The following is a 15,440-nucleotide window of genomic DNA, read 5'->3' on the forward strand; positions in this document are numbered from 1 at the left end:
GCCGTGGTCGCACCGCCCGCCGTGGTCGCACCGCCCGCCGTGGTCGCACCGCCCGCCGTGGTCGCACCGCCCGCCGTGGTCGCACCGCCCGCCGTCGTCGCACCGCCCGCCGTCGTCGCACCGCCCGCCGTGGTCGCACCGCCCGCCGTCGCCGCGCCGCCCGCCGTCATCGCAGCGTCCAGACGATGTCGGGCGGGCGCACCCGGGCGCACTTGGGCAGGCCGCACTCGTCGGTCAGCCCCAGCTCGCCCACCAGCACGCCGCCGGCCTCGTGGGCGCCGCGCAGCAGCGCGGTCGGGATGTCGCCGAACATCAGCTTGGCCCGCCGGAACATCTCGAACGTCGTACCGTCGACGTTTCCCCAGCTCAGATAGAGGAACCTGGCCCCGGGCCGGCCGTGCACGAACGGCCCGCCCACGTCGAGCAGGCCGTCGATCTCGCGCACGGCGACGTCGAGCTCCCAGGTCGCGGACGGGGCCGAGACCGGCACCCGGTCGATCACCTCGGCCTTGCGCTGCACCCCGACATGCACGTTGCGCAGGCGCAGCTCATCGGCCGCCGGCAGGTCCCGTCCCTCGATCCGCATCCGTACCACCCGACCGACAATAGGCCGGGGGTCCGACAAGAACGGCATCAGGAGTTGTCGCGCACCCAGGCATCGACCAGCCCGCCGAAGTGGCCGAGGAACTTCTCGTGCTCGTGCACCGGGTACGTCGCGCGGACCGTCTCGCGCAGCAGCGCGCGGAACTCCTCCGAGTTCACCCAGTCGTAGACGATCTCGTTGACGTGCGAGAGGTAGGTGTCGCAGAAGTCGCGGTATCGATCGGTCTCGAAGTACTCGTCGGCCAGCCGGCGGTACTCCACAAGCTTTTCCGCGTACGACAGGGACGGGTCGTCGCCGATCGCGAAGTAGCGTGAGGTGTCGGTGTCCAGGCGCGGGCGCCGGTCGGTGACCACGCAGAAGACGGTCCAGCGCAGCAGCGCCGCCATCGCCCACGGGAAGTAGTAGTGCAGCGAGGTGATCGCCACGTCGGGGCAGGCGTTCGCGTAGTCGATCGGGTGCACGTCGGTGCCGCGCACCAGCGACTCGCACGAGTTGAACTCCCACCGGAAGAACGCGTTGACCAGCCGGGAGATCGTGACCACCTCGTGGCCCACGTCGGCGCTGAGGAAGCCGTGGTCCACCTCGTACCGGGAGTGCATGGGCTGCTCGGGGCGGAACTTCATGACCATCGTCTCGGGACCGATGGTCAGCGAGCGGGCGAACACGTCGTACCCCTCGACCGAGGCCTGCAGGTGCATGAGCCGCTCGCCGGAGGCGTCGTACGCGGCGTGCAGCTCCTGCGGGTTGCGGATCCGCGTCACCCCGACCCAGGCGCCGCCGTCGTACGGCTTCATGAACATCGGATAGCCCACCTGGTCGGCGGTCTTGTCCAGATCGAAGGCCTGGTTGTAGCGCGCGGCCGTGTAGGCGTACCGGGAATTGTCGAGAGGATTCTTGTACGGGACCAGCACCGTCTCCGGCACCTTGAGCCCGAGCCGCATCATCGCGCAGTACGCCGCGTGCTTCTCCATCGACTGGAACGTGAACGGGCTGTTCAGCAGGTACACGTCGTCCATCAGCGCGATCTTCTTGAGCCACTCGCGCGGGTGGTAGTACCAGTACGCGAGCCGGTCGATGACCAGGTCGTGCTTGGGCTTGTCGCGCAGGTTGAACGGCTCGATGGTGACCCGGACCGAGCCGGTGCGGTGGGTGCGGCCGTCGGGGCCGCTTACCACGCCGAGGCGGCGCAGCAACGCCTCGTACGCGCGCGGCCAGTCGTCCTCGGTGCCCAGCAACAATCCGATGGTGTGCTCGACGTCGGCCACGTCGTCCTCCCGAGGGGTGCGAAGCGAGGGGTTGAGTAGCTACGGCCAGACCCGCTGCAGCAGCGTGGTCAGGTGCGGGTCGAGGGCGTCCCGCCAGCCGATCCAGTTGTGCGCGTCGCGGTTCTCCGCGAACGTGAGCTCGTATCCCTGAGCGCGCAGGGCGCTCGCCATGCTCCGGTTGTTGGCGAGGTTCTCCTCGACCGTGCCGCAGGTCATCGTGGCCGGCACGGCGGGACCGGTCCGGGCCCGCAGGACCAGCGAGACGAACCGGATGATCCGCTGGTAGCGCACGAAGCCCGATTCCTGCGAGTCGAAGCGAGGCTGGAAGAAGCTGCCGGACTGCAGGAACAGCCCGCCGAACAGCTCCGGGGCGTGCCGCTGGACGTGCAGCATCCCGAGGGCGCCGAGGCTGGCGCCGACCCCGACGACCGGCCCGCGCGCCCCGAGCTTGTCGGCTATCTCCGGCAGGACCTCGTGGGCCAGGCGTTTCGTGTACGCGGTGGAGGCCGAATAGTCCTCGAAGCGCTCGGTCGTGCCGAGCAGGACGAGGTGGAACGGACGGATCCGCTCGGCCGCGATCGACGCCGCCGCATATCGCCCCAGCTCCGCGTACCTCTCGTAGTCGGGGCCGTCGTGCGCGACCAGCACCCGGTCGGCGGCACCGGCCGGCGACCAGATCCGGGTGGTCGCGTCGAAATCGCGCCAGTCGCCCGCGACCGGCGGCAGGTGCAGCCAATCGGGCTCGCGGTAGTCGCGGCACCACAGCACCGACGACTCGCCGTACCCGCCCGGCGCCCGCCGCGGGTTGCCCTGGTCGCAGATGGTCTCCCGGCGCCCGTCGCGGTGGGTCAGCTCGAGCTTGTACTCGATGCGGGCCGCGTCCGGCTTCGGGATCCGCAGGTCCCACCGCTTCTGCGCCGCCTCGTACGTGAACTCCGGAGAACCCAGGAACCCGCACATCAGACGTACGGCGGAAAGCTTTTGATCTTGATCGGGGAGGCGAAAGCAGGCGGCGGCGCCGTCACACCACGCCCCGGCCACCCGTTCCATGACCGCACATTAGCCGTCGCCGGGCGATCGCGCGCGCGATCGGAGATCACCGCTCAGGGGGTGAACGTCTGGGTGGACGACGGAGACGGCGGCAGCCCGAACATCTCAGCGAGGCCGGTCACGCGCAGTTGCCGGTGGACGAACTCGCTCGGGTTGCGCAGCACGAAGCGGGTGCCCACCTCGCGGGCCGAGTTGTACCCGCTGACCAGCGTGCCGATGCCCACCGAGTCCATGAAGACCACGAAGGTCAGGTCGACGACGAGCACGACCGGGCGCTCCCGCTGCAGCGTGCCGACCAGGGTCTCGCGCAACAGGTCCACGGTGGCGGCGTCGAGGCTGCCACGCACCTCGATGACGATCGCGCCGTCGGCCTGCCGACGTGTCGTCAACACCGCCTCGCCCATCGCCACACGGTACAACGACCGTCCGGCGTGGCGCAGGCTGCCACGGCTTTCGGTACCACTCACGACTTGCGCAGAGTGACCACATGAGCACAAGGTGAGATCGGTACTCACCAATGGCGGAGGGTGGTGGATCGTGGCAACGACATCGGGCAAACCGGGGATCTTCGCGGTACGTGACGTGCGCTCCCTGATCACCGAGACGACGGAGGAGGGGCACGGCCTCAAGAAGGCCGTCGGGGCGACCCAGCTGACCGCCATGGGCGTGGGTGCCATCATCGGCACGGGCATCTTCGTGGTGATCGGCAAGGGCGCCGGGATAGCCGGGCCCGCCGTGATCCTGTCGTTCGTGCTCGCGGCGGTGGCCTGTTCGTTCTCGGCACTGTCCTACGCCGAGCTGGCGTCGTCCATCCCGGTCTCCGGCAGCGCCTACACCTACACGTACGCGACGCTGGGCGAACTGGTCGCCTGGATCATCGGGTGGGATCTGATCCTCGAGTACGGGGTGTCGGTCGCCGCCGTCGCCGTCGGCTGGGGCGGCAACCTCAACGCGTTCCTCGACGCCGCGTTCGGCTGGACCCTGCCCGACGCGATCGCGAAATCCCCGTCCGAGGGCGGCGTCTTCAACCTGGCCGCGGTCTTCGTGGTCCTCGCGATCACCTTCCTGCTGGTCCGCGGCGTCACCGAGAGCGCGCGGGTCAACCTGGTCATGGTCGTGATCAAGCTGGCCATCCTGCTGTTCTTCATCGTGGTGGCGTTCGCGAACTTCGGCACCAGCCACTTCACGCCGTTCGCCCCGGCCGGCTTCGACGGGGTGACCAGCGCCGCGGCGATCATCTTCTTCGCCTACATCGGCTTCGACGCCGTTTCCACCGGCAGCGAGGAGGCCCGCAAGCCCGAGCGCGACCTGCCCTGGGCGATCATCGGCTCGCTGCTGATCTGCACCGTTTTCTACGTGCTGACCACGGTCGGCGCGCTCGGCATCGCCTCCCCCGACGTGATGAAGGACAGCGACGCGCCGCTGGCGGCCGCGCTGGACGAGGGCGCCGGCATCACCTGGGCGGCGGCGATCCTCGCGCTCGGCGCGGTCATCGCGATCACCAGCGTCGTCCTGGTGATCTTCTACGGCCAGACCCGGATCCTGTTCGCGATGTGCCGGGACGGGCTGATGCCGCAGCGGCTCGCCGCGGTCAACCAGCGCTACGGCACGCCGGCGCGGCTGACGATCGGCCTCGGCGTCCTGATCTCGATCCTCGCGGCGCTGGTCCCGCTGGGCGCCATCGTGGAGCTGGTCAACATCGGCACGCTGTTCGCGTTCGTCCTGGTCAACATCGGCGTGATCATCCTGCGCCGCACCCGGCCCGAGATGCCGCGGCCCTATCGGGTGCCATGGTCGCCGGTGCTGCCGCTGATCGGCGTCGCGTTCGCGGTCTACCTGATGTCCGACCTGCCGTGGGAGACCTGGGTGCGGTTCGTCGTCTGGCTCGCGATCGGACTGCTCATCTACGCGCTCTACGGCTACCGCAACTCCCGGATGCGCTCCGAGCCGAGCGGGACGCCGGGCTGGGCCCGCGACCACGACGAGGGTGACCAGCAATGACCGGGCCGGTGATCGCCGGCGCGCCCGGCGACGGCGCGCTCACGCTGGGCCGCTGGGCCGCCGAGTCGCTGGGTGTGCCGCTGATCGTGGCGGTCGTGCACCCCGCGCCGGCCGCGCTCGGGTCGGGCCGGGTCGATGCCGAGTGGGTGGCCGACCGGCACCGGGCCGCGGAACGGGTGCTCGACGAGGCCAAGGCCTTCCTGGAGGACTTCCCCGCGGACTACCGCACGGTCGCGTCCTCGTCGGCGGCGCACGGCCTGCACGACCTGGCCGAGGAGGTGGACTCGGCGATGATCGTCGTCGGGTCCGGGCCCTCGCTGAGCAGTACCGCCGAGCGACTCCTCTACGGCAGCGTCTGCCCGATCGGGGTGGCGCCCGCTTCCGTCGCCGAGCCGCCGGGCGCCCTGGGCGTGATCGGCGTGGCGTACGTGGACACCCCCGACGGGCGGGCCGCGCTGACGTCGGCGGGCCGGCTCGCGGCCCGGATCGGGGCCCGGCTGCGGATGTACACGGTGGTGGCCGAGGGCCGGGCGGCGGTGCCGTTCCTCACCGGCGACGACGCCGAGCGCGCCTTCCTGGAGACCGCGCGCGAGACGTACGAGCGATCCCTGGAGGCCGCGGTCGCGTCGGTGCCGGAGTGCGACGCCGACTGGCGCATCGTCGGCGGCAACGTCGTGGAGGTGCTGGCCGCGCTGGACGAGGTGGACGTGCTGTTCTGCGGTTCGCGCGGCTACGGCCCGGCGCGGCGGGTGCTGCTCGGCGGCGTCTCGGCCCGGCTCATACGGCGGGCGCGGCGGCCGGTCGTGGTGGTCCCGCGCAGCGGCTAACCGGCCCGGTGGCGGCCGGCCTTGGCGGTCGGCTCGTCGGCCCAGTGCTGAATGACGGCGGGGGCGAGGTCGCGCAGCGGGACGTAGACCCGGGCGTCCACGGCCTCGCCCAGCAGCAGGGCCGCGACCAGGGCGGTCGGCCGCTCGGCTGGGTCCTTGGCGAGGCAGCGGGAGCAGAGGTCGACCACCTCGGGCGGCAGCCCGGCGATCTCGGGCAGCGGCTCGGGGTCCCGCTGGCAGGTGGCCTCGACGAGCTCGGTCGGGGACGCCGCCGTCCACGGCAGCCGGCCCGAGAGGCACTGATACAGCAGCGTGCCCAGCGCGAACATGTCCGTCGCCGTGGTCGACGGATGGCCGGCGAAACGCTCCGGCGCCACGTAGGCCGGGGTGCCCATCACTGGGCCGTCCGGGTCGGGGTCGGCCGAGCCCACGGCGGCGGCGATCCCGAAGTCGAGCACCTTCGCGCCGGACGGGGTGAGTATGATGTTGCCCGGCTTGATGTCGCGGTGCACGACCTGCTCGGCGTGCGCGGCGGCGAGACCGGCGGCGACCTCGGCGCAGATCCGCACCCCGATCCGCCAGTCGAGCGTCCCGCGCGCCAGGTGCTGGCCGAGCGTGCGACCCTCGACCAGTTCCATGACGATGTACGGCTGGTCGGCCGAGGTGCCGAAGTCGTGCACACCGGCCACGTTCGGGTGGGCGAGCCGCGCCGCCGAGCGGGCCTCGGCCCGTACGAGATCGACGTCCACGTCCTGGCCCGGCGCGATGACTTTGATGGCGACGGCCCGGTCGAGGACCTCGTCGTGGCCGCACCAGACCTCGGACATGCCGCCCCGGCCGATCCGCCGGACCAGGTGATACCTACCGCCCAAGGTCCGCGTCGCCATGCGCCGCCGGTACCCGGCGGTGATCCAGCGCAAACGCTGTACACAAATACTGTATGGCGATACAGTCTCGCGGGTGACCCGCTACGGCCCGATGTACGGCCCCGACTACACCTTCCTGGGCGTTCCCGCCTGCGACTGGCAATCGCCCGAAACGTACGCCGAGGCCGACGTCGTGATCATCGGGGCGCCGTTCGACGGCGGCACGTCGCACCGGCCCGGCGCCCGCTTCGGCCCGCAGGTCATCCGCGGCACCGACTATCTGCCGCACGACGGGTCGCGCCCGCACATGGCGATGCGGGTCGACGCCCTCACCTCGGATCTGTCGGTCATGGACGCCGGCGACCTGGAGGTCTTCTCCGGCGAGATCCAGCGCTCCTGCGCCACGATCGAGGACGCCGTCGCCTTCATCGCGAAGAACGGTGCCGTTCCGCTGATCCTCGGCGGCGACCACACCGTGACCTGGCCGGACGTGACCGGCGTGTCCCGCCATCACGGTGCGGGTCGCGTGTCGGTCATCCACTTCGACGCCCACGCCGACACCGGGGACATCGAGTTCGGCAGCCTCTACGGCCACGGCCAGCCCATGCGCCGCCTGATCGAGTCCGGCGCCGTCCGCGGCGACCGCTTCCTGCAGCTCGGCCTGCGCGGCTACTGGCCCGGCCCGGACGTGCTCGACTGGATGGCCGACCAGGGCATGAACAGCTTCCACATGAGCGAGATCGTCGAACACGGCCTCGACACCATCCTCGACCGCGCCTTCGAGATCGCCCTCGACGACTGCGACGCCGTCTTCCTCTCGGTCGACATCGACGTCTGCGACCCCGGCCACGCCCCCGGCACCGGCACGCCCGAGCCCGGCGGCCTCACCGCCCGCCAGCTGCTCGACGCGGTCTCCCGCATCTGCCACGAGCTCCCGGTCGTGGGCATGGACATCGTCGAGGTCTCCCCACCCTTCGACCACGCCGAGATAACGGCGATGCTCGGCAACCGCGTGGTCCTGGAGGCCCTCTCCGGCATGGCCCGCCGCCGCAAGGACGGCGCCGGCCCCCGCTGGGACCGCGCCACTGCCCTCCTCGAGGGCCGGGGAACCCGGAAGGGCCCGGCCCCGGAGGGAACCGGGCTAACGCAGCCCGGTCAGCCGTCCTAGCGCGTCCGCGAGCAGGTCACCGGCCATCGCGCCGGTGACCTGCGGGTCGCCGAGCGCCACCGGCAGCGCGAGACCGTCGATGAGCGCGAGAGCTTGCCGCGCCACATCCATCGGCACCGCGTCCGTGGCGAAGCGCCCTGCGGAGACCCCGGCGGTGATGATCTCGGCAAGCAGCACGTGCCAGCGCGTGTAGTCGCCCAGCACCTCGGCCCGCAGCTCGGGGTCGCGCAGGGCCCATCGCCACGACTCCACCCAGAGGCGCCACCCCGTGTCGCTGCCAATCGCGCCGGTGAGGTGGGAGGCGATCGCCATGAGCCGCTCCCATGGATCAGCCACGCCGGCGAGCCGCTCCCCTACCGCGTCGAAGTCGCTCTGGGCCGCGAAGCGGAACACCGCGATGAGCAGGTCCTCCCGGGTGCCGAAGTAGTACTGCAGCGTGGAGACGCCCACTCCGGTGGCGGCGGTGACATCGGCGAACCGCGTCGCGTCGGCCCCGCGCTCGGCGACGACCGAGCAGGCGACGGCGAGCACATCGGCCCGCTTCCGCGCCGACCGCCGCCTGGCCTCGCCGATCACCTCACTCACGGCGCATGTCTACCACGCCCCCGCCGCCGCATCCGGAACACCTCGAACGCCTCGCAGGGCACGGGAACGAGCTGCCTCACGCGGCCCGTCGGTGCGAGCGGCCGGAGCTCAGGTCCTCCGGTCGTCCTTCCGAGGTGGGCGCCGCAACCGGCTCGAAGCCGCGGGACGCGAGCTCGTACATGGCGGCCATCCACCGCATCGCGACGGCCGACGTGTGGATCGACGCGGCGACGACGAGCGCGACCAGGCCCGTCAGGACGGCCTGGCCACCGGCCCCGTTGCCGGCGAGGATCAGCGCGATCAGCACCCCGGCGATGAGAACCAGCAGGGCCATCGAGTCGAAGAACGAGCCTGCCCGGCGCGGGCCTGCCGAGCCGTCCCGGAGGCCGTACGGGTCCGGTCGTTTCACCTGGCCAGACTAGGGGCTTCGGGTTGCCCGACACTCGTTTTGCCGGGATCGGGTCGGACGTGTGCCCGGGCCCCGGCTGGTATGAACGACAGCGTGGGCGAGCGCGACGGAATGGCCAGTGATGACCGGGCGAGGTCCTGGCGACGGCAGATGCCGGACCGGCCGGCGACGGGCCGGCTGCTGGCGGCGTTGCTGGCGTGCGGTGTCGCGGCGGCCTGTTCCGCCAACTCGCCCGGCACGTCGGCCACTCCTGCGCCGACCGGCAGCTTCGGGGCGGCGGCCGTGACCTCGGCGCCGGGTCCGAGCCCGTCGGTCACGCGGATCGGCAGCGCCACCGCCGCGCCGGCCTGGCTCGGCACGCGGGCGCTGCCGGTCGGGTCCAACGGGTTCGCCGCGGCCCGGGACACCCCGCCGGAGTTGCGGCACCGGTCGATCATCACGACCGACGACCTGCCGCCGCCGGCCGACGGCCGGTTCCACTCGACTGTCCAGGCTGTGCCGGCAAGCGTGCTGGCCCGCTCGACGTGGAGCAAGGCCTGCCCGGTGAAGGCCACCGACCTGCGATACGTGACGGTCGGCTTCCGCGGGTTCGACGGGCTGGCGCACACCGGCGAGCTGCTGGTCAACGCGCGGGCGGCCGCGGGCCTGGTCAAAGTGTTCGCGACGCTGTTCGCTCAGGGGTACCCGATCGAGCGGATGCGGGTGACCAGCGCGGCCGGCCTGAACGCGCCGCCGACCGGAGACGACAACACCACCGACGCGTACGCCTGCCGGCCGGTGCGCGGCAGCAAAATCTGGTCGCAGCACGCGTACGGGCTGGCGGTGGATGTCAATCCGTTCTTGAACCCGTATCACCGGGGCAAGGTCGTGCTGCCCGAGCTGGCCACGTCCTACCTGGACCGGGGCGACCTACGGCCCGGGATGATCCGGCCGCGCGGGCCGGTCGTGAAGGCGTTCGCCGCCATCGGCTGGAAGTGGGGCGGCGACTACCACTCGCTGAAGGACTACATGCATTTCTCCGCCAACGGCGGCTGACCTATTCGCCGGACCAGACCTCGGCCACGCGGGCGGATTCCTGCTCGGCCTGGGCGCTGCCGGCTCGGGCGGCCGGGGCCCGGCGGGCCGGGTCGAGCACGTTGCGGCCGAAGGCGCGCCGGGCGGCCTTGTCCGGGCGGATCAGGACTGTCTTCGCGCCGAGGGCGGCGATCTGGCGGCCGGTGTTGGAGGCGGGGCCGAGGCTCGCGGTCACCGGGGCCACGATCACGACGCGGTCGTAGCCGGCGGCCAGGTCGGCGTTGACCGGGGAGCGCACGCCGCCGTCGACGTAGCGGCGGTCGCCGATGGTGACCGGTGGCCAGACGCCCGGCACCGCGCAGCTGGCGCCGACCGCGTCCACCAGGTCGACGCCCTTCTCCCGGTCGAAGACCACGAACTCGCCGGTCCGCGCGTCGACCGCGGTGATGAGCAACTTCCGCGAGGGCCAGTCCGCCTGACGCAGGCGGGTGGCGATGACCGCTCGGCGGTCGGCTTCCGGCACGGTCTGCGCGGCCAGCGCCATGGCGCCGATGCGGGCCCGGGCGCGCTGCTCGTCGCGCCGGCCCGCCGCCGCCCAGGCCCACCGCAGCATCATCGCCAGGCCCAGCCGGGCGGGGATCTCGGCGGTCGGCGGGGCGAGCTGCCCGGCGTACAGCGTCGGAAGATCTTGGCCCCCGGCCACCAGCGCGCCCACCACCGAGCCGGCCGACGTGCCGATGACGACGTCGGCGTCCGTCAGGTCGGTTCCGGCCTCGGCCAGCGCGGTCAGCATCCCGATCTCCCAGGCCACGCCGGTCACGCCGCCGCCGCCCAGGACCAGTGCACGCCTCGTCATACCGCACGTTAACCGAGCAGGCCTCGGCCGTACCAGTCCTCAGTGGACGTCACACCGGGCAGGGCGAAGAAGTAGCCGCCGCCGAACGGCCGGATGTAGTCGTTGAGCGGGTCGTCGGCGAGCCGGGTCTGTATCGCCTCGAAACCGCGCCGGAGGTCCTGCTGATAGGCGCAGAAGATGAGGCCCGCGTCCAGGTCGCCGCCGGGGACCACGCCGTCGTCGTAGTTGTACGGGCGGCGCAGGATGCGACCGTTCGCGGTCTCCGCCGTCCGCGGGTTGGCCAGCCGGATGTGCGCGTCGAGCGGGGTCAGCGCGCCCGCCGGGTCCCGTTCGAAGTCGGGTTTGTCCAGCTCCTTCGCGCCGTCGAGCGGAGCGCCGCTGTCCCGCCGCCGGCCGATGATGGCCTCCTGCTCGGCCAGCGACACCCGATCCCAGAACTCGGTGTGCATCCGGATGAGGCGCAGCACCTGGTAGCTGCCGCCCGCCGCCCAGTCCGGCTCGCCGGCGCCGGCCCAGACCAGGTCGGCGCCCTCGGCCTCGACCGGGTTGCTGGTGCCGTCCTTGAAGCCCATCAGGTTGCGCGGCGCCCCGGCCGGCCGGGGCGGGCTGAGGAACCCGGTGCGGCGGTAGCGCAGCAGCAGGCCGCCGCGGGTGTTGCGGGCGATGTCGCGCAGCGCGTGGTGGACGGTGTCCGCGTTGTCGGCGCAGATCTGCAGCAGGAGATCGCCGTGACACCAGGCGGGGTCGAGCGCGTCACCCGGGAAGACACCCATCGCGGTGAGCGTGCGCGGCTTGCGACCGGCCAGGCCGAATCGCCCGTCGAACAGCGAGGCGCCGACCGAGACGGTGATCGTCAGCCCGTCGGCCGGGATGGTGGGGCCGAGCACGCCGTTGTCGGCCGGCGGGGTCGTGATCGGGCCGGCGGCCGGGTCGCCGCCGATGGTGAGGAAGCGGGCCCGGGCGGTGAGGGTCCGCATCGTCTGCCGGAGCGCCTCGGCCGACGGCGCGGCGACGTCGAACGCGGCGAAGATCGCGCTGCGTTGCGGCGGCGTGAAGATGCCCGCCTGGTGCGGGCCCTGGAAGGACGGCGGCTCGGCGGCCCTTGCACCGGGCAGGGCGACCAGGGCCGCCGCACCGACGGTGACCCGCTTGAGGAGATCGCGGCGGTTGACGGTCATGATCCGGTCACCTCCAGCAGGGCGGGGGCTTGAGCAAGGGTTTCCAGTACGCCTCCCAGCGCGGCATCGACGTCGCGACGGACGCCCGTGCGGAGCGCCTTCCGCAGGGCGTCCAGATCGGCGTGGGCGGCTGGGCGCAAAGCCGGCCGTCGCTCGTCGAGCAAGGGACCGAACAGGTCGAGCAGGGCGGTGGTCGCGTCGACGTCGGCCGCCGTCTCGGCAAGGACGGCGCCGGCGCCCATGTCGGTGAGCCCGGTGAGATGGAAGCGCAGGGCGTCCTCCAGGATTTCGTGTACGCGCAGGGGCAGGTCGATGGCGTCCGGGGTCGCGCCGGGCAGATCCGCCCGCAGCGCGGCCACCTGTTGTGCGACGGCGTCGGCCATCGGCCGCAGCGTGCCGAGCGCCTCGCCGTGCCAGAGCCCGTACTCGATGCGGCGCAGGCCGGTGAAGTCCGGGTCGTGGACGCCGCCGGGCAGTCCCTGCGGCAGGCCGTCGATCGCGTCCGCGTACTCGCCGAAGCTGCCGTAGGCGGCGCCGACCCGATCCCAGGTCAGCTGCGCGGTGAGCCAGGCGGCCCGGGCCTTCGCCCGGTCGGATCCCGCGACCGCGGTCCGCAGCGCCGCCACGTCCCGGGTCAGCCGATCGAGTACGCCCGCGACGTACTGCTGATATGCCTCTCGTACGGTGGCCTGCTCCTCCGGAAGGACCGGGGGCGCCGGCGTGTACGGCAGCGTGAGGCACGGCGAGGAGACGACGAGGCGCAGGTAGCTCGCCGCGCGCCGGCTGATCCCGACGCGGAAGCCGGTGGCCGGGTCCTCGGTGAGCAGCTGCGAGTTCTGGCCCGGAACGTCGGTGATGACGCGGTAGCCGAGTTGGGCCCAGTGCTCTCGCAGCGCGTCGACGGCCGCCGCGCCGTCCGCGCCCGAGGGCGGCATCATGCTGTACCGGGACGAGATCGCGTACGTGCCGGGCGGATCGGCGCACTCGCCGATCGTGCTCGCCGCCTCGGCGTACCGGATGTCCCGGGAGATGCCGGCGGTGGCGTCGCTGCGATATTTGTCGATCAAGGCCCGCGCCTCGCGCTCGGTCGGCACGGGAATCGCCGCCGAGGCCTCGGAACGGACGAGCGCGAAGGCCCCGGCCGCCGCCACGACAACCGTCGTGGCGGCGAGCAGGGCGATACGGATGCGGGTCATCTCAGTACGTGAAGGGGTAGCCGGCCGAGGAGACACCGCACGCCGAGACGTACAGGGTGTAGGCGCCGCGCGGCAGTCCGGACGGCAGGGTGAAGTCGGCCGTCTGGGCCTCGCCCGCCCGGCTGGTGATCATCGAGCTGAAGTTGAACGTACGGGCGTAGTAGACGTGCCCGGCGCTGTCCCGCAGCGAGACGATCGGGTAGTTCTGCGGGTTCTGGTAGTCGTCCTCACCCAGGCTGACCAGGCCGCTGAGCTGCGTGCCGGACAGGTGGTAGGTGCCGCTGCCGGTGACCGATGTGACCGTCGGCCGCCAGGCGTCCCGGGGGCCGCCGATCGGTGTGTAGACCCAGTTGCGGCTGCCGGCGGCGGCCAGGACCTGGCCGTTGGGCAGGTTGATGAAGTTGACCGGGGCGCCGCGGGAATCCGGCGGCTTGCTGATGATCGCGATCGTGTTCGTGGCCGGGTCGAACTCGTTGATGTTCGCGCCGGACGCGGACCCGCACTCGTTGGTCAGCCAGCTGCACTGCACCGAATCGAAGATGACCTTGCCGTTGACCTCGGGCGTCGCGTACACGTCGTCGGTGAACGAGCCCTGCGGGATCCCCGGGCCCTGCTGCCACGAGCCGGGGTCGCTCGGCCGCGCGCCGGGCGTGTAGATGACCGACGTGTTGTGGCCCATGGCGAGGATCCGGCCGTCGTACATCAGCGTGACGGTCGACGTGTCGACGCTGCCGTTCGCGTACGACGAGGGCGGGCGGGCCACGGTGTACCAGGCGTTGGCGGCCGGGTCGAAGCGGTACGCGCCGCCGTTGCCGATCGAGACGATCGAGCCGTCGGGCAGCGGCACCCAGCCGTCCTCGGCGGCCGGTGCGGGCCGGTTCGGACCAGCGGTCCAACCGTTGGTCCTGCCGTCGAAGATCTGGGTGCGGGCCTGCCGCTGGTCGCTCGACACGATCCGGCCGTCCTTGAGGTGGGCCGTGCCGGTGTCCCAGAGGTTGCCGTAAAGGCCTGACTGTCCGAGGGTCCAGGTGTTCGCCACCGGGTCGTAGAGCTGCACGCCGTTGTGGTCGTTCGACGAGCTGCCGGAGGGCCATTGGTATACGTATTCGCCGCCGGCCTGGTAGAAGCGGCCGTCCGGGAGGATCTGCTCCTGGGCGGCGCCGACCCCGTACGGGCTGGTCGCCAGCTGCTTCCAGGTGCCCTTGGTGTAGTCGCCGAACTGGTCGGGCACGAGCTTGACCCACTGGTGGAGGTCGCTGCCGTTGGACAGGACGCTGCCGTCGGTGAGCAGCCACATGAAGGTGCCGGCGCCGCCGTTGGAGGGATTCACCGGTACGGCGGTCCAGGTGCCCGGCGTGCCGGGGACCGACGGTGGCGCGCCGGTCGGGGGCGGGGTCGTGGGCGGGGTGGTCGGCGGGGTCGTGGGCGGGGTGGTCGGCTTCGTTGTGGGCGGGGTGGTCGGCGCGGTCGTGGGCGGGGTGGTCGGCGTCGTCGTGGGCGAGGTGGTCGGCGCGGTGGTCGGGGTGACCGAACCCGTGCACGCGACGCCGTTGACCGTGAACGCCGCCGGCACCGGGTTGGAGCCGGTCCACGACCCGTTGAAGCCGAACGAGGCGCTCCCGCCGGTCGCGATCGTGCCGTTGTAGCTCACGTTGGTGGCGGTGACGGCGGCGCCGCTCTGGCTGACCGTCGCGTTCCAGGCCTGGGTCACCGTCTGCCCGGCGGTGTAGGACCATTTGAGGGTCCATCCACTGATCGGGTCGCCCAGGTTGGTGATGGTGACATTGGCGCCGAATCCGCCGCTCCACTGCGAGCTGACGGCGTAGGTCACCTGGCAGCCCGCGGCGGCGGCGTGGGCGACGACCGCGCTGGTCACCGCCAGCGCGACCGCCGTGGCGGTGCTCGCCGAGACGAGCGCCCGGCGGAGTCCTTTCCGCATGGTCTTCTCCTTGCGGCTCGGTGGGGGGCCGCGATGTCCCACTCATCGACGGTCATCACTGCCCCGACAGAATGTAGGACGAAAACCTTTTCGGCAAGGGCTTACCTCCATACGGACTGACCAATGCAACAGGCAGATACCGAAAACATTTCGGCGAGCGCCTCAGACCCGCCGTCACACACGCGGCACCCGGAGTCCTTGGCCGGGCGAGCACGTCAGACCCGCCGTCGCGCGCGCGGCGGCAGGAGTCCTGGCCGGGCGAGCACGTCAAACCCGCCGCCGGCGGAGGCACCGGGAGTCCTGGCCGGGCGAGCGCGTCAAACCCGGCGCCGCGCGCGGCATCGGGAGTCCCTGACGGGCGAGCGTGTCGCCGCGCGCGGCAACCGGGAGTCCCCGACCCGGGCGAGCGCGTCAAACCCGCTGTCGCCCCGCGGCAGAGGGAGTCGTGGCCGGGCGAGCGGGTCAGACCCGGCGCCGGGTGC

15 protein-coding genes are annotated in these 15,440 nt (G+C 72.0%); 4 read left to right on the plus strand and 11 right to left on the minus strand.

What is annotated here, in order from left to right; translation table 11 throughout:
- Positions 1–166: 166 nt before the first annotated feature.
- Genes A3CQ_RS0149350 through A3CQ_RS0149365 form a run of 4 tightly spaced genes read right to left on the minus strand, consistent with a single transcriptional unit; the run spans position 167 to position 3,323 of the window.
- A complete protein-coding gene (locus A3CQ_RS0149350) occupies positions 167–586 on the minus strand; it encodes a DUF5990 family protein (protein ID WP_020518397.1) in 420 nt (139 codons plus the stop codon).
- 47 nt (positions 587–633) lie between these two features.
- Positions 634–1,869 (minus strand): ATP-grasp domain-containing protein, encoded by a 1,236-nt coding sequence (locus A3CQ_RS0149355; RefSeq protein ID WP_020518398.1) that lies wholly within the window; start codon positions 1,867–1,869, stop codon positions 634–636.
- A gap of 39 nt (positions 1,870–1,908) precedes the next feature.
- Positions 1,909–2,919 (minus strand): alpha/beta hydrolase, encoded by a 1,011-nt coding sequence (locus tag A3CQ_RS0149360; RefSeq protein WP_040434330.1) that lies wholly within the window; start codon positions 2,917–2,919, stop codon positions 1,909–1,911.
- A gap of 53 nt (positions 2,920–2,972) precedes the next feature.
- On the minus strand, positions 2,973–3,323 hold the full coding sequence (locus A3CQ_RS0149365; RefSeq protein WP_020518400.1) for an STAS domain-containing protein: 351 nt from the start codon (positions 3,321–3,323) through the stop codon (positions 2,973–2,975).
- 133 nt (positions 3,324–3,456) lie between these two features.
- Between A3CQ_RS0149365 and A3CQ_RS0149370 the strand changes: the two genes are divergently transcribed.
- Together A3CQ_RS0149370 and A3CQ_RS0149375 are read left to right on the plus strand one after the other, a co-directional pair.
- Complete coding sequence (locus A3CQ_RS0149370) at positions 3,457–4,920, plus strand: amino acid permease (protein ID WP_026207076.1); 1,464 nt, start codon at positions 3,457–3,459, stop codon at positions 4,918–4,920.
- Positions 4,917–5,747 (plus strand): universal stress protein, encoded by an 831-nt coding sequence (locus tag A3CQ_RS0149375; RefSeq protein WP_020518402.1) that lies wholly within the window; start codon positions 4,917–4,919, stop codon positions 5,745–5,747. Before A3CQ_RS0149370 ends, A3CQ_RS0149375 begins: the two co-directional genes overlap by 4 nt.
- Here A3CQ_RS0149375 and A3CQ_RS0149380 read toward each other — a convergent pair.
- Positions 5,744–6,634 (minus strand): serine/threonine-protein kinase, encoded by an 891-nt coding sequence (locus A3CQ_RS0149380; RefSeq protein WP_040434350.1) that lies wholly within the window; start codon positions 6,632–6,634, stop codon positions 5,744–5,746. The genes A3CQ_RS0149375 and A3CQ_RS0149380 overlap by 4 nt on opposite strands.
- A 73-nt stretch (positions 6,635–6,707) precedes the next feature.
- Between A3CQ_RS0149380 and speB the strand changes: the two genes are divergently transcribed.
- Positions 6,708–7,781 carry an agmatinase gene (gene speB / locus A3CQ_RS0149385; protein WP_020518404.1) on the plus strand — a complete coding sequence of 358 codons (1,074 nt, stop codon included), beginning with the start codon at positions 6,708–6,710 and terminating at the stop codon, positions 7,779–7,781.
- Here speB and A3CQ_RS0149390 read toward each other — a convergent pair.
- Positions 7,755–8,366, minus strand: coding sequence for a TetR/AcrR family transcriptional regulator (locus A3CQ_RS0149390; protein WP_020518405.1), 612 nt, complete (start codon positions 8,364–8,366; stop codon positions 7,755–7,757). The genes speB and A3CQ_RS0149390 overlap by 27 nt on opposite strands.
- 76 nt (positions 8,367–8,442) lie before the next feature.
- A complete protein-coding gene (locus A3CQ_RS0149395; RefSeq protein ID WP_020518406.1) occupies positions 8,443–8,775 on the minus strand; it encodes a hypothetical protein in 333 nt (110 codons plus the stop codon).
- A gap of 93 nt (positions 8,776–8,868) precedes the next feature.
- Between A3CQ_RS0149395 and A3CQ_RS0149400 the strand changes: the two genes are divergently transcribed.
- Positions 8,869–9,810: a M15 family metallopeptidase gene (locus tag A3CQ_RS0149400; RefSeq protein ID WP_211216833.1), complete on the plus strand. Its 942-nt coding sequence runs from the start codon at positions 8,869–8,871 to the stop codon at positions 9,808–9,810.
- Position 9,811: 1 nt separating this feature from the next.
- Here A3CQ_RS0149400 and A3CQ_RS0149405 read toward each other — a convergent pair whose 3' ends face one another.
- From A3CQ_RS0149405 to A3CQ_RS62405, 4 genes are read right to left on the minus strand one after another with little or no spacing between them, the layout of a single operon-like run.
- The gene (locus A3CQ_RS0149405; protein WP_020518408.1) at positions 9,812–10,645 is read right to left on the minus strand and encodes a patatin-like phospholipase family protein; all 834 of its coding nucleotides are present in this window, start codon (positions 10,643–10,645) and stop codon (positions 9,812–9,814) included.
- 8 nt (positions 10,646–10,653) lie between these two features.
- Complete coding sequence (locus A3CQ_RS0149410; RefSeq protein WP_020518409.1) at positions 10,654–11,823, minus strand: Dyp-type peroxidase; 1,170 nt, start codon at positions 11,821–11,823, stop codon at positions 10,654–10,656.
- The gene (locus A3CQ_RS58380; protein ID WP_020518410.1) at positions 11,820–13,019 is read right to left on the minus strand and encodes an EfeM/EfeO family lipoprotein; all 1,200 of its coding nucleotides are present in this window, start codon (positions 13,017–13,019) and stop codon (positions 11,820–11,822) included. Before A3CQ_RS58380 ends, A3CQ_RS0149410 begins: the two co-directional genes overlap by 4 nt.
- Before the next feature lies 1 nt (position 13,020).
- Positions 13,021–14,958 (minus strand): cellulose-binding domain-containing protein, encoded by a 1,938-nt coding sequence (locus A3CQ_RS62405; protein WP_020518411.1) that lies wholly within the window; start codon positions 14,956–14,958, stop codon positions 13,021–13,023.
- Positions 14,959–15,440 lie beyond the last annotated feature (482 nt).

Source organism: Paractinoplanes globisporus DSM 43857 (assembly GCF_000379645.1).
GTDB lineage: Bacteria > Actinomycetota > Actinomycetes > Mycobacteriales > Micromonosporaceae > Actinoplanes > Actinoplanes globisporus.

Excerpts from the sequence above, each read along its gene's own strand:
- A3CQ_RS0149365 (WP_020518400.1), bottom strand. The coding sequence starts at position 3,323 with ATGGGCGAGGCGGTGTTGACGACACGTCGGCAGGCCGACGGCGCGATC.
- A3CQ_RS0149405 (WP_020518408.1), bottom strand. The coding sequence starts at position 10,645 with ATGACGAGGCGTGCACTGGTCCTGGGCGGCGGCGGCGTGACCGGCGTG.
- A3CQ_RS0149410 (WP_020518409.1), bottom strand. The coding sequence starts at position 11,823 with ATGACCGTCAACCGCCGCGATCTCCTCAAGCGGGTCACCGTCGGTGCG.
- A3CQ_RS0149350 (WP_020518397.1), bottom strand. The coding sequence starts at position 586 with ATGCGGATCGAGGGACGGGACCTGCCGGCGGCCGATGAGCTGCGCCTG.
- A3CQ_RS0149380 (WP_040434350.1), bottom strand. The coding sequence starts at position 6,634 with ATGGCGACGCGGACCTTGGGCGGTAGGTATCACCTGGTCCGGCGGATC.
- A3CQ_RS0149360 (WP_040434330.1), bottom strand. The coding sequence starts at position 2,919 with ATGGAACGGGTGGCCGGGGCGTGGTGTGACGGCGCCGCCGCCTGCTTT.
- A3CQ_RS62405 (WP_020518411.1), bottom strand. The coding sequence starts at position 14,958 with ATGCGGAAAGGACTCCGCCGGGCGCTCGTCTCGGCGAGCACCGCCACG.
- A3CQ_RS58380 (WP_020518410.1), bottom strand. The coding sequence starts at position 13,019 with ATGACCCGCATCCGTATCGCCCTGCTCGCCGCCACGACGGTTGTCGTG.
- A3CQ_RS0149375 (WP_020518402.1), top strand. The coding sequence starts at position 4,917 with ATGACCGGGCCGGTGATCGCCGGCGCGCCCGGCGACGGCGCGCTCACG.